Source organism: Amycolatopsis sp. CFH S0740, from assembly GCF_004522315.1.
GTDB lineage: Bacteria > Actinomycetota > Actinomycetes > Mycobacteriales > Pseudonocardiaceae > Amycolatopsis > Amycolatopsis nivea.
In genome coordinates this window covers 14,853-30,947 of sequence record NZ_SDLS01000037.1, presented here as the reverse complement: position 1 = coordinate 30,947, position 16,095 = coordinate 14,853, and the positions used below count along the sequence as shown (strand labels likewise).

20 protein-coding genes and 1 tRNA gene are annotated in these 16,095 nt (G+C 69.1%); 13 read left to right on the top strand and 8 right to left on the bottom strand.

Features of this window, described 5'->3' with window-relative positions:
* Positions 1–27: 27 nt before the first annotated feature.
* A complete protein-coding gene (gene soxR, locus EIZ45_RS39665; RefSeq protein WP_134667905.1) occupies positions 28–489 on the bottom strand; it encodes a redox-sensitive transcriptional activator SoxR in 462 nt (153 codons plus the stop codon).
* Between the two features lie 36 nt (positions 490–525).
* Here soxR and EIZ45_RS47460 point away from each other — a divergent pair, with 36 nt between their 5' ends.
* The 3 genes from EIZ45_RS47460 (at position 526) to infA (ending at position 1,853) form a co-directional block, all read left to right on the top strand.
* On the top strand, positions 526–660 hold the full coding sequence (locus EIZ45_RS47460; protein WP_255443799.1) for a hypothetical protein: 135 nt from the start codon (positions 526–528) through the stop codon (positions 658–660).
* 190 nt (positions 661–850) lie between these two features.
* Positions 851–1,642, top strand: coding sequence for a GNAT family N-acetyltransferase (locus tag EIZ45_RS39660; protein WP_134667904.1), 792 nt, complete (start codon positions 851–853; stop codon positions 1,640–1,642).
* Positions 1,632–1,853: a translation initiation factor IF-1 gene (infA, locus tag EIZ45_RS39655; protein WP_037818449.1), complete on the top strand. Its 222-nt coding sequence runs from the start codon at positions 1,632–1,634 to the stop codon at positions 1,851–1,853. The genes EIZ45_RS39660 and infA overlap by 11 nt, the downstream gene beginning before the upstream one ends.
* A 42-nt stretch (positions 1,854–1,895) precedes the next feature.
* Here the strand turns inward: infA and EIZ45_RS39650 are convergent, their stop codons facing one another.
* Entirely contained in the window at positions 1,896–2,345 is a 450-nt protein-coding gene (locus EIZ45_RS39650) for an SRPBCC family protein (RefSeq protein WP_167756687.1), read from the bottom strand.
* A gap of 45 nt (positions 2,346–2,390) precedes the next feature.
* On the opposite strand from EIZ45_RS39650, the gene EIZ45_RS39645 reads away from it, so the two are divergent.
* On the top strand, positions 2,391–2,981 hold the full coding sequence (locus EIZ45_RS39645; RefSeq protein ID WP_134667902.1) for a TetR/AcrR family transcriptional regulator: 591 nt from the start codon (positions 2,391–2,393) through the stop codon (positions 2,979–2,981).
* 17 nt (positions 2,982–2,998) lie between these two features.
* On the opposite strand, the gene EIZ45_RS39640 is transcribed toward EIZ45_RS39645, so the two are convergent.
* A complete protein-coding gene (locus EIZ45_RS39640) occupies positions 2,999–3,259 on the bottom strand; it encodes a hypothetical protein (RefSeq protein WP_134667901.1) in 261 nt (86 codons plus the stop codon).
* Positions 3,260–3,415: 156 nt separating this feature from the next.
* Here EIZ45_RS39640 and EIZ45_RS39635 point away from each other — a divergent pair.
* Positions 3,416–3,489: transfer RNA gene (locus EIZ45_RS39635), tRNA-Ile, on the top strand.
* Between the two features lie 192 nt (positions 3,490–3,681).
* Positions 3,682–3,900 carry a hypothetical protein gene (locus EIZ45_RS39630; protein ID WP_134667821.1) on the top strand — a complete coding sequence of 73 codons (219 nt, stop codon included), beginning with the start codon at positions 3,682–3,684 and terminating at the stop codon, positions 3,898–3,900.
* Between the two features lie 134 nt (positions 3,901–4,034).
* Here the strand turns inward: EIZ45_RS39630 and EIZ45_RS47535 are convergent, their stop codons facing one another.
* Positions 4,035–5,288, bottom strand: a complete 1,254-nt coding sequence (locus EIZ45_RS47535) for a response regulator transcription factor (RefSeq protein ID WP_134667820.1) — start codon at positions 5,286–5,288, stop codon at positions 4,035–4,037.
* A gap of 148 nt (positions 5,289–5,436) precedes the next feature.
* On the opposite strand from EIZ45_RS47535, the gene EIZ45_RS39620 reads away from it, so the two are divergent.
* The gene (locus EIZ45_RS39620; RefSeq protein WP_134667819.1) at positions 5,437–6,522 is read left to right on the top strand and encodes an S-(hydroxymethyl)mycothiol dehydrogenase; all 1,086 of its coding nucleotides are present in this window, start codon (positions 5,437–5,439) and stop codon (positions 6,520–6,522) included.
* The gene (locus EIZ45_RS39615; protein WP_037818440.1) at positions 6,519–7,148 is read left to right on the top strand and encodes an MBL fold metallo-hydrolase; all 630 of its coding nucleotides are present in this window, start codon (positions 6,519–6,521) and stop codon (positions 7,146–7,148) included. Before EIZ45_RS39620 ends, EIZ45_RS39615 begins: the two co-directional genes overlap by 4 nt.
* 46 nt (positions 7,149–7,194) lie before the next feature.
* Here the strand turns inward: EIZ45_RS39615 and EIZ45_RS39610 are convergent, their stop codons facing one another.
* From EIZ45_RS39610 to hxlA, 4 genes are all read right to left on the bottom strand, one after another.
* On the bottom strand, positions 7,195–8,397 hold the full coding sequence (locus EIZ45_RS39610; RefSeq protein ID WP_134667818.1) for an NAD(P)/FAD-dependent oxidoreductase: 1,203 nt from the start codon (positions 8,395–8,397) through the stop codon (positions 7,195–7,197).
* Between the two features lie 61 nt (positions 8,398–8,458).
* Positions 8,459–9,073: a GPR1/FUN34/YaaH family transporter gene (locus tag EIZ45_RS39605; RefSeq protein WP_134667817.1), complete on the bottom strand. Its 615-nt coding sequence runs from the start codon at positions 9,071–9,073 to the stop codon at positions 8,459–8,461.
* Between the two features lie 40 nt (positions 9,074–9,113).
* Positions 9,114–9,383, bottom strand: coding sequence for a hypothetical protein (locus tag EIZ45_RS39600; protein WP_037818437.1), 270 nt, complete (start codon positions 9,381–9,383; stop codon positions 9,114–9,116).
* A 35-nt stretch (positions 9,384–9,418) separates the two neighbouring features.
* Entirely contained in the window at positions 9,419–10,045 is a 627-nt protein-coding gene (gene hxlA, locus EIZ45_RS39595; RefSeq protein WP_051729834.1) for a 3-hexulose-6-phosphate synthase, read from the bottom strand.
* A 537-nt stretch (positions 10,046–10,582) separates the two neighbouring features.
* On the opposite strand from hxlA, the gene pqqB reads away from it, so the two are divergent.
* Genes pqqB through pepN form a run of 5 tightly spaced genes read left to right on the top strand, consistent with a single transcriptional unit; the run spans position 10,583 to position 16,045 of the window.
* On the top strand, positions 10,583–11,485 hold the full coding sequence (gene pqqB, locus EIZ45_RS39590) for a pyrroloquinoline quinone biosynthesis protein PqqB (RefSeq protein WP_037820718.1): 903 nt from the start codon (positions 10,583–10,585) through the stop codon (positions 11,483–11,485).
* Entirely contained in the window at positions 11,482–12,177 is a 696-nt protein-coding gene (gene pqqC / locus EIZ45_RS39585) for a pyrroloquinoline-quinone synthase PqqC (RefSeq protein ID WP_134667816.1), read from the top strand. Before pqqB ends, pqqC begins: the two co-directional genes overlap by 4 nt.
* Positions 12,177–12,452: a pyrroloquinoline quinone biosynthesis peptide chaperone PqqD gene (pqqD, locus tag EIZ45_RS39580; RefSeq protein ID WP_037820723.1), complete on the top strand. Its 276-nt coding sequence runs from the start codon at positions 12,177–12,179 to the stop codon at positions 12,450–12,452. The genes pqqC and pqqD overlap by 1 nt, the downstream gene beginning before the upstream one ends.
* A complete protein-coding gene (gene pqqE / locus EIZ45_RS39575) occupies positions 12,449–13,549 on the top strand; it encodes a pyrroloquinoline quinone biosynthesis protein PqqE (RefSeq protein WP_167756686.1) in 1,101 nt (366 codons plus the stop codon). Before pqqD ends, pqqE begins: the two co-directional genes overlap by 4 nt.
* A 3-nt stretch (positions 13,550–13,552) precedes the next feature.
* Positions 13,553–16,045 (top strand): aminopeptidase N, encoded by a 2,493-nt coding sequence (gene pepN / locus EIZ45_RS39570; protein WP_134667815.1) that lies wholly within the window; start codon positions 13,553–13,555, stop codon positions 16,043–16,045.
* Positions 16,046–16,095 lie beyond the last annotated feature (50 nt).

The following is a 16,095-nucleotide window of genomic DNA, read 5'->3' as shown; positions in this document are numbered from 1 at the left end:
CTCCGGTTCCGTCCGTGCGGGTGGCCCTCACGACCCGAAGCCAGGGAACCGGCGCGCCCCGGTCCCGCCCCGCCCGAGAACGTCGTCCGGATTCGAGTACGGGCAGGATTTCAGCGACAGGCACCCGCAGCCGATGCAGTCGGAGAACCGGTCGCGCAGCGCGGTGAGCTCCTCGATCCGCTCGGTGAGGCGGTCGTGCCAGCGGCGGGAGATGCGCGCCCAGTCGCGTTTGGTGGGGATACGCCGGTCCGGCAGTTCGGCCAGAGCGTCCTTGATCTCCTCCAGCGACACGCCGACGCGCTGCGCGGTCCGGATGAAGGCGATCATGCGCAGCGTGTCGCGCCGGTACTCGCGCCGGTTGCCGCTCGTGCGCCTGCTCGCGATGAGCCCGCGGCTCTCGTAGTAGTGCAGCGTCGGGACGCTCACACCGGCGCGTTCGGCGATCTGTCCCGGCTTCAGCCAGACGACCTCGCGCGTGATCTGGGGCATGGCAGCTCTTTCCGTGCTTGACCTCAAGTCCGCTTGATGAAGTCCACTGTAAGCACCGCCGGGCGGAAGGCGGCGATTGCGCGGGAAGGGAATTTTGTGCCGATTGCGACCCTGAGCATGGGCCGCGTCGCCGGACACGGTCGCGGCAAGGTGGTGCTGCGGATCGGCTGAGGAGAATTTAATTCGGTGGACGAGGCCCGTGGCGCGCGGTTATGGTTCGCTCGACCGTGACTCGACGCCAGGAGGTGAGCCCCATGAACGCTGTTTCGATGTGGGTGCTCCCCGTGTCGTCACGGTCGGGCGACTGACGTAGGGGTTGCCAGGAGCGCCTTGAGCAAAGGCACTCCGAAAGGTGACCATCATGGACACTGTGCGTTTCACCGCGGGCGAACCCGCGGTAAGCATCACCCGGGTCGAACCGGGACTCTGGCAGGCGTTGGACGACGGCAGGCTGGCCGGTCGCGCCGAAGCCACCGCCCGGCCCGACGGACGGGCCTTCCTCAGCGTCGACGCCTGGCATCGTTCAGTCTTCGACCAGCTGGCCCGCGAGATCCTGGCCGCGCTGCCGGACCCGCTCCACACCGTGGTCGACGAGACCGACCGCGAACTGCTGGACGGCTGGCAACGGGCCGGGCTGACGGTCCGGCGGCGCGAGTGGGAGTACGTCGTGCCCACGGATCCGCACGTCACCGGGCCGGTCGTGCTGCCGCAGGGCGTCACGGTCGTGCCCGCCGGATCCGCCGACGAGGGACCGCTGCGCGAGCTCGACCGCGTCGTCCGCGCCGAGGTCGAGGCGAGCGTGGGCTGGTCGGAGATGCCGGCCGAGGTACTGCCTCGACCGGCTGACGACACGATTGTGGATCCGTCGAAGTACGCCGTGGCTGTCGAGGACGGCGAGTACGTGGGTCTGCTCCGGGTGGTTCAGGTGACGCGCCTGCCCCGGATCGGGCTCATCGCCGTCCGCGCGGATCGGCAACGCCGCGGCATCGCACGCGGGTTGCTGCTGAACACGCTCGGCATCCTGCACCGAGCGGGAATCCCGACGGCCTCCGCCGAAGTGAATGAGGCCAACGAAGCGGCGACGGCGCTGTTCGAGGGCATCGGCGCGCGGCGGGCGAACAGCACGGTGGAGTTGATGCGCAATGGCCGGTAAGGGCGGGATCGAAGTCGAGGGAACCGTGGTCGAGTGCTTGCGCGACGCCCGGTTCACCGTCGAGCTGGCGAACGGGCACCACGTGCTGGCCCACATCAGCGGCAAGATCAGGAAGAACTTCATCAAGATCGTCCCGTTCGACCGGGTTTTGGTGGAGCTGAGCCCGTACGACCTCGACCGGGGCCGGATCCTGTTCCGGTACCGGAACTAGTCCGGTCCGCCCTTGCGGTTCCCGCCGGGACCGCAAGGGCGGTCAGCCCGTTTTCGCGGCGGCGAGCCGGGTCAGCGCGTCGCATTTCCGGCCGAAGTTCGCCACGATGTCGGCGCCGATGATCCGCACCATGACCGCGCGCAGCGGCGTGTCGAGGACGATGCGCTGGGTCAGCTCGGCCCCGCCGGGGACGGCCGCGACGCTCAGCCGGAGGTCCATCGTCCCGAGCGGAACCGGCTGGCGGAGCGTGTACTCGTGGCCGGGCCGCCAGCTCGTGAAGGTGAAGTCCTTCGCGATTTTCGCGTGCACGCCGCCGCGGAATCCGCCGCTGGGGTAAAGGAATCCGGTCGATCCCGTCGCGATCGGCCCGTGCAGGACGACGCGCGCGACGTCCGGGTCCCAGCGCGGCCAGTTCTCGACGTCGGCGAGGACGTCCCACAGCGCGGCCGGGTCGACGGCGAGGGTGCGGGTGGAGGTTTTGTCCCAGGTCATGCCCCCGAACATATACGGAACTGTCAGTCTCGTAAACTGTGCTCCATGACGCACAACCGGCGCGGACGGCCGCGGGAGCAGGGGATCGACGCGGCGGTGCAAGCCGCGGTCAACGAACTGCTGGAGGAAGTCGGCTACCAACGATGCACGGTCGACGCGATCGCCGCGCGCGCCGGCGTCGGCAAGGCGGCGCTCTACCGGCGCTGGAAGTCCAAGGCGGAACTCGTCTTCGCCGCGGTCGTGCACGACGACGCCCTCGCGGCACCACCCGACACCGGCACCTTGCGCGGCGATGTAGCAGGCGTTCTCGCTGACATTCAGTCCGCTTTGGACGGACCGCAAGTACGCAACGCCTTGCCTGGCCTGCTCGCCGACCTCCGCGCCGAAGACGCACCCACCGCCCGGCTGGGCGAGTTGTTTTTGGCGCGAGAACGGGCTTACCTGACCGAAGTGCTCGACCGCGCGATCGCCCGCGGCGAACTGGCCCGGCGCCCTGAGATGTCAGTCGTGCACGCGATGCTGCTCGGTTCGATTTTCGCCTGGCTGCACCTTCTGCGCGAAACAGTCCCGCCCGGCGGTCTAGCCGACGCTCTCGCGCCCGGCCTGTACGCCGCCATTGTCGAACTGGGCAGGTAATTTCCCCTCGCGGCCTATCATCGCCGCGGCCGAGGCGACGGCTTACGCCGGGACAACTCGTCCGCGATTATCGCTTCCAGGCGCGTGTTCGCACTGCGAAGCACGCGGTATCCCCGATATGCCACCACGATTACCGCAATCCCGACGACCGCGGCGATCGACACCACCGGCCCGTGCGAGACCAGCGCGTCGCGATAGTCCCGGGCGAGATAACCCAGCCCGAGCCCGGCGGCGAGCGCGTCGAGCAGCGCGAGCGGAACCCGTCCCAGGTTGCGCATGGCGGTTCTCCTCTCGGGACCCGACCCCCAGCAATCTAGGCGACCCCGAGGCCCCCGCGAGCGGTCTCGACCCGATCGGCCTACGCCCCCGGCCCGCGCGGGGCCTGTGCTAAGTTGACGTGAACTGGGGGGATCGACCTGCGGAAGCGAACCCAGGGGCCGGTAGCTCAGTTGGTTAGAGCAGGGGACTCATAATCCCTTGGCCGTCGGTTCGAGCCCGACCCGGCCCACTCTGCCACCCTTTATACAGGGTTTGACCTGCGGAAACAGGAACGAGCTCCAATGCACGACTGATTCCCTGACCGCTGTTGAGGCGCCCGTCGGGGTGCTCGGATGACATCCGGGAGCTCGTCCCGGACTCGAGAACGCATCTGAGGGCGAAGAACGGCGCCGACTCCGCGATTGACGCCTACCTCGACAGCGTGCCCATGCGGGTCAACTGCCTCGACGACGAAGACTTCGCAATGGTGGCTCCCGAGATTGGGCACCGGGAGCTGGACTGGTATTTCGGACATCTCCGCCAACCGCCGAATTGCCGCACCGGCGACGCGGGAGAGATCGTCTGGTTATCGCCGTTCCGCGAAATGGAGGTGTCGCACGTTCCGGACAATCCGCTGGCGGGTCGTGGGTTTCTGAACTGAATTCGCCGCCGGGTACCGAAAAGAGAATAGTTTTGCGGAGCCGCCTGCGCGCAGGGCTGTGGCGGTTAGTCGCAGTGGCCGGGGCGCAGAACTTTCACGAATGGCTGACGGTCTTGCGGCAACGAGGAACGCGTTCACGCGATCCCGGCGTTCAGCGCCAGAACCGCGGCCTCCCCTCGCGAGCCGATCTCCAGTTTCTTCAAGACATTCGCCACGTGGAACTTCACAGTGCTCTCCGTGATGTCGAGCCGTTCGGCGATTGCCTTGTTCCGCAGTCCTTGTGCAAGGTGCCGCAGGACTTCCAGCTCGCGGCGGTTGAGTCGCGAGAGGCCGGTGGTTTCCGTGCTGTCCCGCGTGAGGGAGCGGGGGAGGACGATCGATACCCGGCTTCCCCAGCCCGACACCGCGTCGACCTCGACGGCGCCGCCGAGTGCCTTCGCGCGTCCGTCGAGCTGGAGGTGCAGCGCATCGACGTCGAGGCGTCCGGACTCGTGGTCGCGGATGTCCAGCCGCAGCGAAGAGTCGTCGCAGGACCACGCGACGCGCAGCCGGGTCAACGTCGGCTGGGCGGTGAACGCCAGGACCGCTGTGCAGGTCATGGCTCGCGCGGCGGGTGCGAGTTCTCCGTACAGCGGACGCGTGTCGGGCCGCGGCTCCACGAACTCCAGTTCGGCGTCGTGGTGGCGCAGAACCTGCCGTACTTCCCGGCGCAGCCGGGCGAAGGCGGTGTGCACTGGCTCTTCGGACAGCGCGAGATCGGTTTTGTGGGCCGACCGCAGGGCCACCAGTGCGGCAGAGGCGGCGTCGGTGGCGGCGGCTCGGGCGCCCTCGGCGTCCAGCTTGGCCGACCGCAGCGCGTTCAGGACCGTGACGAGGGTTCTTTCCTGCGTCGCAGCCATTTCGACGATCGTGCGCGCGCGTTCGCTCGACGCCGCACGGGACTCGGTGAGGTAATCCGGGCTCGCTTGCGTGACTTGCTGCCGGATGGACGTCGCGACGATCCCGAAAAGTTCGGCGAGCAGCACCGGGTGCGGCACCGGCTTCCGCGCCGTCCGGGGGATCAGCACCAGCAGGGTGCCGACGGGGTCGTGCACGGACCACACCGGCCGCGCCGCGCCGCCGAGCTGCGCGGTCGTCCTCGTCGCGGAGCCGGGCAGCACGGCTGCCTTCAGCGCCTCGAGCTCGGGGATCGTGATCTTGCCCGTCGTCTCCGGGTCGCCGGCGACTTTGCGGGGCCTGCCGGTGCACTCCCGGGTGAAGATCACGAGCGCGCGGTGCGGCCAGGTCTCGGCGAGGTAGCGGGAGAACCGCCCGGCGATGTCGTGCAGCGGGCCGTCGACGACGTCGCGCAGCCCCGGCAGGTCGGCGGCGGTGGAGTCGGCGGGCATCCGGCTCAGGGTAACCCCCCGGGCGCCTGGCCGGAAGACCAGGAATTCCTCGCCGGACGACGGGGTCGCGGCGGCTCGGGGCGGCACTACCGTCGGAGCGGTATGCGCTCTGGCGCATGGCTTGTCGCTCGGCACGAAGGAAGAAAGAATGCCACAGCAGGTACGCGGGGTGGTCGCCCGTTCTCAGGGAAGTCCGGTGGAGCTGGCGGACATCGTGATCCCGGATCCGGGACCGGGCGAGGTCGTCGTCGCGGTGGCGGCCTGCGGGGTCTGCCATACCGACCTGACCTATCGCGAAGGCGGGATCAACGACGAGTTCCCGTTCCTCCTCGGGCACGAGGCGGCGGGCACGGTGGAAAGCGTCGGCGCCGGGGTCGACTCCGTGCGGCCGGGCGATTTCGTCGTCCTGAACTGGCGCGCGGTCTGCGGTCAGTGCCGGGCCTGCAAGCGCGGCCGCCCGCAGTATTGCTTCGACACGTTCAACGCGGCCCAGCGGATGACGCTCGCCGACGGCACCGAGCTGACCCCCGCGCTGGGCATCGGCGCGTTCGCCGACAAGACGCTCGTGCACGCCGGACAGTGCACCAAGGTCGACTCGTCGGCGGACCCGGCGGTGGCGGGTCTGCTGGGCTGCGGCGTGATGGCGGGCCTCGGCGCCGCGGTGAACACCGGCGCGGTCGGCCGCGGCGACTCGGTCGCGGTGATCGGCTGCGGGGGAGTCGGGGACGCGGCGATCGCGGGGGCCCGGCTCGCGGGAGCGACCACGATCATCGCGGTGGACCGGGACGAGCGGAAGCTCGAATGGGCCCGCGACCTCGGCGCCACGCACGTCGTCAACGCGTCGGAAACCGACACGGTCGCGGCGGTGCGGGAACTCACCGGCGGATTCGGCGCGGACGTCGTCATCGACGCGGTCGGCCGCCCGGAGACGTGGCGGCAAGCGTTCTACGCCCGCGACCTCGCCGGCACGGTCGTGCTGGTCGGCGTGCCCACGCCGGACCTGCGGCTGGAGATGCCGCTGATCGACTTCTTCTCCCGCGGCGGGGCGCTGAAGTCGTCCTGGTACGGCGACTGCCTGCCGGAGCGGGACTTCCCGATGCTGATCGATCTGCACCGGCAGGGCCGGCTCCCGCTCGAGAAGTTCGTCTCCGAACGCATCGGGCTCGCCGACGTCGAGAAGGCGTTCCACGCGATGCACGCCGGCGACGTGCTGCGCTCGGTGGTGGTTTGGTGAGCGGGCCGCGCATCGAGCGTGTCGTCACCTCGGGGGTTTTCGAGCTCGACGGCGGAAGCTGGGAGGTGGACAACAACATCTGGCTGATCGGCGACGACGAAGAGGTCGTGATCGTGGACGCCGCTCACGACGAGAAGGCGATCACCGACGCGGTCGACGGCCGGAACGTCGTCGCCGTGGTGTGCACGCACGGGCACAACGACCATGTCACCGTCGCACCGGCGCTCGCCGCGAACCTCCACGCGCCGGTGCTGCTGCACCCCGGCGACCAGGAGCTGTGGGAGATGACGCACCCGGACGAGAAGTTCTGGCCGGTGCGGGACGGAGAACGGATCGCGGTCGCGGGCACGGAGCTGCGGGTCGTCCACACTCCGGGGCATTCGCCCGGCTCGGTGTGCCTGTACTTGCCCGAGGCAGGCGCGTTGTTCTCGGGCGACACCTTGTTCTCCGGCGGTCCGGGGGCCACCGGACGGTCCTTTTCGGACTTCCCGACGATCGTCTCGTCGATCCGGGACAGGCTGCTCGAACTTCCCGCCGCCACGAAGGTGCACACCGGACACGGCGACGCCACCACGATCGGCGACGAGGCGCCGCACTTGTCGGAATGGATCGCCCGCGGGCACTGAGGACAGCGGAAGGCCGGGCCGGTGAAGGCGCGGCCTTCCGCTGTCCTCAGGGGGCCGCGAGGCGGTCGAGCGGTGTCCCGGGGTCGGCGAGGCGGTCCGGGTCGATCGGGCGGCGGGAGCGGATGAGCGCTTTGACCGGCTCAGTGACTTCCCAGATGTTGACGTTCATCCCGGCGACGACCCGGTTGTCCTTGAGCCAGAAGGCGATGAACTCGAGGCCGGGCACGTCGCCGCGGAAGACGACGCGGTCGTAGCCGTCGATCGTGCCGAGGAACTCCATGCCCAGGTCGTATTGGTCGGTGTAGAAGTACGGCAGTTCGTCGTAGACGTCGTTCTTGCCGAGCATGCCCGCGGCGGCGACCGCGGGCTGGTTGAGCGCGTTCGCCCAGTGCTCGACGCGCACGTGGCGGCCCAGGTGCGGATGGTAGGCGTTGGCGACGTCCCCGGCGGCGAAAATGTCCGGGTCGCTGGTGCGCAGGCTCGCGTCCACCAGCACGCCGTTGCCGGCTCGCAGCCCGCAGGCGCGCGCGATGCCGGTGTTGGGCTGAGCGCCGATCCCGGCGACGACCGCGTCGGCCTCGAGGACGGTGCCGTCGGCGAGCTTGACGCGCTTGCCTCGCTCGACCCGGTCGACCTGGACGCCGAGGTGCAGATCGACACCGTGCCGCAGGTGCGATTCGGCGAAGACCGCGGCGACTTCGGGGCCGAGCGCGAGCAGCAGCGGCTGGGGGAGAGCTTCCACAACGGTCACGTCGAGCCCTGCGCGGCGGGCGGCGGCCGCGGTCTCCAGCCCGATCCAGCCGGCGCCGAGCACGACCAGGCTGCTCGCGGTCGTGAACAAACCCTTGAGCCAATCGGAATCTTCGAGGCGGCGCAGGTAGCGGACCCCGTTGGCGCCGGGGAGCGTGCGTGCGCTGGCACCGGTGGCCAGAAGCAGTTTCGCGTAGTCGAGGCCGGTGCCGTCGGAAAGCCGCACCTGGTGCGCCGCCCGGTCGATGCCGGTCGCGCGGACTCCGGGGCGCAGCTCGATGCGCTGTTCGGCGTACCAGGTCGCGTCGTGGACGTACAGGCTGTCGCGGGAGACGTTGCCCGCCAGATAGTCTTTCGACAGCGCCGGCCGTTCGTAGGGCAGGTGCTCCTCGTCTCCGACCAGGACTATCCGGCCGTCGAACCCCTTGTCCCGTAACGCTTCCGCCCCTTTTGCCCCAGCCAGTCCGGCTCCGATGACGACGAAGGTCGGCGAGGTCACAGATCAACTCCTTTGCGGTACACGCGAAAACGGGGCGGCCGGGCGGCCGCCCCGTCCCGGGTCAGCTCAGTACTGGCCGGCCCAGCGGCAGCGAGCGGCCGCCCGTCGCCGCGGACATCGCGCCGAGGAAGAGGTACACCCCGACCGCGGTGAACGCGAAGACGACATATCCGCCCACCGTGGTGAGACTCGCGGAGCCGTTCACGGTGCCGAACAGCACGAGTGCGAGCGCGAGGTCGATCAGCGCGAAGAGAAGGGTGAACGCGGCGGGCAGGCGCAGGCTGGCCAGTGTCAGCAGGACGATCATGACCAGCCAGGCGGTCAGGAACAGCCCCTGGGTGGACACCGCGGCGTCGGCGGGGATGCCGAACCAGTTGTGGGTCAGGCCGAGCACCAGCACCGCGTAGCTGAGCCAGAATCCGGCGAAGATGCCGAACACGGAGGCTACGGCGCTCTGGCCCTGTGCGGCGGCCCATACCGCGGCGACAAGCTGGCCGAGGCCGGTGGCGGGCAGGATGATCGCGATCGAGGCCCCGACGGCGCCGGCCGGGACGTAGCCGGTCAGCACCAGGCCGAGCGCGGTGGCGCCGACGATGAAGGTCGGCACGCCGATCAGGGCGGGATCGCCCTCGGGAATGGTGCGTGCGGGCGCTTCGGTGGCTTCGGCAGTCGTCATCGTGTACTCCTCGTTGAGTTGCGAATGATCCGCGGGCGGGTTACCGGGTCGTGGGCCACAGGCGGGAAAGCTCCGGATGGTCGTCGTCGATCAGCCGGTTCGCCAGTGCGATCGCTTCTTTCGGATCGATCTGGTCGAACGCGGGCTCGCCTTGGGCGAGCGCCTCGAAGACGGTCGCGAGTTCGACCGCCGCCTCCGGGGACAAGCTGGTGTCCCGACGGCATTCCACGTAGCGCAGCCGCAGCACTCCGGCGGCCTGCAGCAGCAACGAGCCGTAAGTGCTGCCCGCGGCGGGGTTCTGGACTTCCACGCCGACTCCCTTCTGTTCCGATCGGGCGGGTGTGGTCAGGCGGTGAGGCGGCGGAGTTCGCGGGCCGCGGCGGCGGGATCGGGCGCGTTGTAGATCCCGCCCCCGACCACCGCCACCGCCGCGCCCGCCTCCTTCACCAACCCGATCGTCGCGGCCTTCACCCCGCCCGCGATCGAGAACGCCACCCCCGCCTCCCGCCCGTCGGCCAGCAACGCCTCGATCGAATACCCCGGACGCGCCTGCTCGTCCAAACCCGCGTGGATCTCCACGAACGACACCCCCAGCTTCGCCACCTCCCGGATCCGCGCCACCCGGCCCTCGGTCACCGAAATCATGTCCGCCACCACCTCCTTCCCGTACTTGCGACCCGCCGCCACCGCACCCCGCACCGTGTCGTCGTCCGCCGCCCCCATCACCGTCACCAGATCCGCCCCCGCCTCGAACGCCAGCGTCGCCTCCAGCTCCCCCGCGTCCGCCGTCTTCAAATCCGCGAACACCAGCTTGTCCGGATGCGCCGCCTTCACCGCCGTCACCGCCGAAATCCCCGCCGACTTCACCAACGGCGTCCCCAGCTCCAAAATATCCACCTCCCCCGCCACCTGACGCGCCAACGCCAACGCCGAACCCACATCCAGCACATCCAACGCAACCTGCAACCGCACAACAAACTCCTCACGGTAGAAAGGGAAAACGCGACAGGCCACCAACCATCACCCCGCCGCCGGCGCCCGGCAATGCTTCGCCGCATGAGGAAAAACAATCCCCCGATAGGCACAATCAATAACCGTGGGCCGCCGAGGCGCGGCGGTCCGGGCCTTCGCGACCCGGCAGACCTCGGCCGGCTGGTACGGGGGAGCGTCGGCGATCCGCTGGTCACGCCCGCTTCCCGGCTTCCGTCGGTGCTGGTGCGCACGGCTTCCCGCTCGTCTCGGCGCGGCCGCCGTTCGTCCGTGATTCGGCTCCGGTCGTGCTCGAGCGGTTGCCAGGCCCCGATGCGAGCGAAGAAGCTCTCCGGAGAATAGCCGAGTTCAGGGCGACGATACCGGATAATCGCGCCGGCGGAGCCCTCGGCGGGCAACGGCGCCTGTTTGTCCTGCCGTTGTCGCCGGTCGACCGTGCGGGAGGACCTTATGAGGCGCGAATTGCCGGATTCCATTGTGGCCGAAGTGCCTTCCGTGCCTCGTGGCCGGCGTTGACGAATGTTGATTCATTGCCTCGGGGCCGCCGCGGGCGGCGGCTATCCGCAGTGGAATTGCGCCTGCGCCGGGTGCGGCAAGGCCCGCGCGAAGCCGGAGCACGCGACGGCGCACGCCGGGATCGCGGTTTCCGGCGACGGCGAGCGGTGGTTCCTGTTCAACGCGACTCCCGACGTCCTCCACCAGATCGCGGCGGATCCCGTGCTGCATCCCGGTCCGGGCATCCGGGAGACGCCGGTCGCCGGGGTCGTGCTGACCGACGCGGAATTCGACCACACCATCGGCCTGCTGATGCTGCGCGAGGAATCGTCGCTGACGGTGCACGGGACCTTTCCCGTGCTGGAGGCGTTGAACCTCTGGTTCCCGGTGCGGCAGCTGCTGAGCGACTACGCCGACATCTCCTGGTCCGAGGTCCGGGCGGGCGAGCCGGTCGATCTGGACGACCGGGTGCGCGCGACCCCCTTCCTGACCGGTTCCAAAGCTCCCCGCTACGTGGGGAATTCCCAGCTCCGCGAACAGCCGGCGGAATGGGAGGTCGGCTATCGCCTGGAAGACAAGCTGACCGGCGGGATCGCGGTCTACGCGCCGACGGTGCCGCGATGGGACGAGAAGTTCGAGCAGCAGGTGGCGCCGGCCGACTGCGTGTTCGTGGACGGGACGTTCTGGACGGACGACGAAATGTCCAAGACCGGCGCGGGAAACCGGACCGGCCGGTCGATGGGGCACCTGCCGGTCAGCGGGGACGGCGGATCGGCTCGCGCGCTCGCCGCGCTGCCCGCGAAGCGGAAGATCTACACGCACATCAACAACACGAATCCGATTCTCGACGAAGAGTCCCCGGAACGGCGCTGGGTGACGGACTTGGGCATCGAAATCGGCCGAGCCGGCTTGGAGGTGGAAGTATGAGCGTCAGGTCTGCCGAGGAGTTCGAAGCGTACCTGCGGTCCATCGGAGAGAAGCGGTACCACCATCTGCACCCGTTCAACGAGCGGATGCACGCGGGCGAGCTGTCCGAGGCGGAATTTCGCGGATGGGTGCGGAACCGCTTCTACTATCAGATGAATCTCCCGAAGAAGGACGCGTTCATCCTGACCAAGCTCCCTGGCCGGGACGACCGGCGCAGGTGGATCACGCGGATCACCGACCACGACGGCCGCACCGGCGACGAAGGCGGCCTCGAAAAGTGGGTCCGCTTGGGGAAAGCAGTCGGCTTGAGCCGGGAAGAACTGTACGACGTGGACACCGTTCTGCCCGGCGTGCGGTTCGCGGTCGACGCGTACGTCGACTTCTGCCGCCAGAAGCCGTGGCTGGAGGCGGTCGCGTCGGCGCTGACGGAACTGTTCGCGCCGGACCTGCTCAGCAGGCGGATCACCGATGTCCGGCGCCATTACCCGTGGATCGCGACGGAGGGCCTGGACTACTTCCGGGCCCGGCTCACTCAGCAGCCCAAGGACATCGCGCACCTGCTCGAATTGGTGGTCGAAAACGCGAAGACCGAGCAGCAGCAGGAAGCGTGCGGCCGAGCGCTGGAGTTCAAGTGCGACGTGCTCTGGAGCCTGCTGGACGCCGTGGAACTCGCCTACCGCAAGAGTTCGTGATGAACGAGCCGGAACTGACCGCCGTGCCGAAGCTGGCGACGAAGGCGATGCTCAAGCACGACAACGTCCGGGACGTCGAATTGCTCCTGTTGCCCGAACGCGTGGTGCTGCTGAACAAATCCGGGGCGGCGATACTGGGACTGTGCGACGGCAGCCGGACCGTGCGGCAAGTGGTCGACCAGCTCGAACGCGACTTCCAGGCCGCCGATCTCGCGAACGACGTGATGAAATTCCTGCACGACGCGCGAGGCCGGGGCTGGGTGGTGGTCGCATGACCGGCCTGCCGCAGCCCTACGGCCTGCTCGCCGAGGTCACGCATCAGTGTCCGCTGCATTGCGTCTACTGCTCGAACCCGCTGAAGCTGCTCGACCGGCAGGACGAGCTGGCCACCGAGGACTGGGTGCGGGTGATCCGCGAGGCCGCCGGGCTCGGTGTCGTGCAGGTGCACTTTTCCGGCGGCGAACCGCTGGTGCGCGGCGATCTGGAGACGCTGGTCGCCGAATGCCGCGGCCTCGGGCTGTACACGAACCTGATCACCAGCGGTCTAGGGCTGACAGAGAGCCGGGCGGAATCTCTGGTCGCGGCCGGCCTCAACAGCGCCCAGCTGAGCATTCAGGGCGACGCCGCCGAGTCGACGAACCTGGTCGCGGCCAGCAAGCGGTTCGACAAGAAGGAGGCCGCCGCGCGCATCATCCGCGACGCCGGCCTGCCGTTGAACATGAACGTGGTGCTGCACCGGCTGAACCTCGAACGGCTCGACGCGATCATCGACGTCTGCGCGGAATGGGGAGCCGAGCGGCTGGAACTCGCCAACAGCCAGTACTACGGCTGGGCGCTCCGCAACCGCGAGCGGCTGATGCCGAGCAAGGCCCAGCTGGACGACGCGGTCGCCGTGTACGAGCGCCGGAAGGCCGAACTGGGGGAGCGGATGGAACTTCTCTGGATTCTCCCGGACTACTACGAGCCCTACCCGAAGCCGTGCATGGGCGGATGGGCGCAGAACGCGCTGACCGTCGCACCGGACGGCACCGTGTACCCGTGTCCGGTGGCCGCCGAGATCACCACGATGGCCTTCTCCTCGGTCCGCGACCACGACCTGGAGTGGATCTGGACGAAATCCGAGGCGTTCCAGGCCTTCCGGGGAACGGCGTGGATGCCGGATCCGTGTCAGAGCTGTCCGCGGAAGGAGATCGACTTCGGCGGCTGCCGTTGCCAGGCGTTCGCGTTGACCGGCGACGCGGCGCGCACCGATCCGGTGTGCCAGCACTCGCCGGACCATCACCTGGTCCAGGATGCTCTGGTCCGCGCCAACCACAGCGACGGCGAAGCGGCGGACCTGGTTTACCGGCGTCCCGCCGTGCGGAGGCACTGACGGATGTCGCCGGCAGGCACCAAACTCACGGAGGAAGAGGCGTCGGCGCGGTCCGCGAGGGTCTCGCACGTCCGGTACGAGGTGGAACTCGACCTGACGACGGGCGAGCACGAGTTCGCGACGAGCACCGTCGTCCGCTTCCGCGCAGAGCCTGGCGAGGTCTTCCTCGACTTCGCGGGAACAGCCGCGTCGGTGGAGTGCAATGACCGCGAACTGGGGCCGGCGGCACAGGCCGGGACCCGCATCCGGCTGATCGCGAGGCCGGGGGAGAACACGGTGCGCGTGGCCGGGACCGCTCCGTATTCGCGCACCGGCGAGGGCTTGCACCGTTTCCGCGACCCGCTCGACGGGCAGGTCTACCTGCACACCAAGTTCGAGCCTTTCGCGGCGCACACCGTCTTCGCCTGTTTCGACCAGCCGGACCTGAAAGCGACGACCGGCCTGACCGTGACCGCGCCGGATCACTGGACGGTGGTCGCCAACACCGACCCGAAAAAGCTGGTGCCGCTGGAGGGTGACCGCACCAGCTGGCGTTTCGCGCCCACACCGCCGCTGCCGACCTACTTGACGGCCTTCGCCGCCGGCCCGTTCCGTCGCGTCCAAGCCTTGCACGACGGACTGCCGCTGGGCCTCTACGCGCGGAACTCCCTCTACCGCGCATTGACCCGCCAGGCGCCCGAGCTCTTCGACGTGGTCCGCCGCGGGCTCGACTTTTACCGCCGGCTGTTCGACCTGCCGTACCCGTTCGCCAAGTACGACCACGTTTTCGCCCCCGAGTACGCGTTCGGCGGCATGGAGCACCCGGGCTGCGTCACGCTCAACGAGCGGTTTCTGTTCCGGCACCGGGTCACCGAGGACACGCGGCGAAGGCGAGCCGAACTGCTGACGCACGAGATGGCGCACATGTGGTTCGGCGACTGCGTGACGATGCGCTGGTGGGACGATCTGTGGCTGAACGAGGCATTCGCGACCATGATGTCGGTCGTCGCGCAGCCTGAAGCGACGCGGTACGGCGAAGGCTGGACCGGCTTCGCGCATCACAACCTTCCCCTCGCCCGGCACGCTGACCAGTTGCCGACGAGCCACGCGATCCGGGTGGCGACGCCCGACACCGACGCGGCGCGCTCGAACTTCGGCCCGATCGTGTACCGGAAAGGCGCGGCGGTCCTGCACGAGCTGGCGGAGCGGCTGGGCTGGGACTCGTTCGTCGCGGGGGTGCGGAGTTACCTCCGGACGCACGCGTGGGGCAACGCCGGTCTCGGCGACTTCGTGGCCGCGCTGCAGCGGGCTTCAGGCGAAGAGGTCGGCCGGTGGGTCGAGGAATGGCTGCTGAGCAGCGGCGTCAATACCGTCGAAATGGTCCGGGACCGGCTTGTCCAGCACGCGGATGTTCCGCCGCGGCGGCTGAACCTCCGGGTCGCCGCGTTCGACGACCGCGAGGGCGAGATGGTGCTGCGGCGCCGCGCGCACGTTTCGCTCGATTCGGCCGAGCGCGAGCTGACCGGCTTCGGCGATGCCGATCTGGTGGTGCCCAACGACGACGCGGTGAGCCACGTCAAGGTCCGGCTGGACGCCCGGTCCCGGCAGAAGGCGCTGGCGAGCTTGTCCGCGGTGGATGATCAGCGGGTGCGGGCGGTCGTCTGGGGAGCGTTGTGGGACGAGGTGCTCGACGCGCGCTTGCCGGCGCGGAGCTACGCCTCGGCCGTTCTCGCGCACGGCCCGGGGGAGAGCGACGCCGGGATACTGGAAGCGCTGCTGGATCGCGCGGTGCGGGCGGTCCGCGTTTACGGGGATCCTTTCCGCCGCACGGAGATGCTGGCGACGCTGGCGCACCGGGTGCGAACACTGCTGGCCGCCGAAGCTCCGGGCAGCGATCGCCAACTGGTCTTCGCCCGTGCCCTGGTCGGCGTCGTCCCGGCCGGGGAACACCGTCTGCTGAGCGAAATCGCGTACGGACGATCCCCGTGGGCGGACCTGGAAGTGGATCGGGATCTGCGCTGGCGCGCGGTGTTCCGCCTCGCGTCGACGGGACAAGACCTCGACGGATGCCTGGACGTCGCGGTGGATGCGGATCCCGGTGACAGCGGCCGCCGGAACGCCTTGACCGCGGAGGCCGCCCGGCCCGCGGCGGCAGCCAAGGAAGCGGGCTGGGAGCGGCTGTTCAACGGCGAATTTTCGCTCGCCGAGCGGAAAGCCGTCATGGCGGGCCTGGCGCAGCCCGAGCAAGAGGAACTGCTCACCCCGTATGCGGACCGCTACTTGAGGACGCTGGAAAGCATGCCGGGCGCCGTCGAACCGGAGTTCGCGGTGGCCTTCGCTCGCGCGCTCTATCCCCATTTCACCACCGCTGAGCAGCGCGTGCTGGCGGGTACTGACAGCCTGCTGGAAAGCACGGTGCTGCCGCGGAACGTGGTGAAGGTCCTCCGTGAGGAGCGCACCGAACTGCTGATCATGCGTGCGGCGCGCGCGTGCGACGCCGCGCTTCGAACGCACTGAATGGAAGGCGCAAGGCTTCAGTCGCGTGGGCAGACTGAAGCCTTGCGCCG

Excerpts from the sequence above, each read along its gene's own strand:
- soxR (WP_134667905.1), bottom strand. The coding sequence starts at position 489 with ATGCCCCAGATCACGCGCGAGGTCGTCTGGCTGAAGCCGGGACAGATC.
- EIZ45_RS47460 (WP_255443799.1), top strand. The coding sequence starts at position 526 with ATGAAGTCCACTGTAAGCACCGCCGGGCGGAAGGCGGCGATTGCGCGG.
- EIZ45_RS39660 (WP_134667904.1), top strand. The coding sequence starts at position 851 with ATGGACACTGTGCGTTTCACCGCGGGCGAACCCGCGGTAAGCATCACC.
- infA (WP_037818449.1), top strand. The coding sequence starts at position 1,632 with ATGGCCGGTAAGGGCGGGATCGAAGTCGAGGGAACCGTGGTCGAGTGC.
- EIZ45_RS39650 (WP_167756687.1), bottom strand. The coding sequence starts at position 2,345 with ATGACCTGGGACAAAACCTCCACCCGCACCCTCGCCGTCGACCCGGCC.
- EIZ45_RS39645 (WP_134667902.1), top strand. The coding sequence starts at position 2,391 with ATGACGCACAACCGGCGCGGACGGCCGCGGGAGCAGGGGATCGACGCG.
- EIZ45_RS39640 (WP_134667901.1), bottom strand. The coding sequence starts at position 3,259 with ATGCGCAACCTGGGACGGGTTCCGCTCGCGCTGCTCGACGCGCTCGCC.
- EIZ45_RS47535 (WP_134667820.1), bottom strand. The coding sequence starts at position 5,288 with ATGCCCGCCGACTCCACCGCCGCCGACCTGCCGGGGCTGCGCGACGTC.
- EIZ45_RS39620 (WP_134667819.1), top strand. The coding sequence starts at position 5,437 with ATGCCACAGCAGGTACGCGGGGTGGTCGCCCGTTCTCAGGGAAGTCCG.
- EIZ45_RS39605 (WP_134667817.1), bottom strand. The coding sequence starts at position 9,073 with ATGACGACTGCCGAAGCCACCGAAGCGCCCGCACGCACCATTCCCGAG.
- pqqB (WP_037820718.1), top strand. The coding sequence starts at position 10,583 with ATGTTGATTCATTGCCTCGGGGCCGCCGCGGGCGGCGGCTATCCGCAG.
- pqqC (WP_134667816.1), top strand. The coding sequence starts at position 11,482 with ATGAGCGTCAGGTCTGCCGAGGAGTTCGAAGCGTACCTGCGGTCCATC.
- pqqD (WP_037820723.1), top strand. The coding sequence starts at position 12,177 with ATGAACGAGCCGGAACTGACCGCCGTGCCGAAGCTGGCGACGAAGGCG.
- pqqE (WP_167756686.1), top strand. The coding sequence starts at position 12,449 with ATGACCGGCCTGCCGCAGCCCTACGGCCTGCTCGCCGAGGTCACGCAT.
- pepN (WP_134667815.1), top strand. The coding sequence starts at position 13,553 with ATGTCGCCGGCAGGCACCAAACTCACGGAGGAAGAGGCGTCGGCGCGG.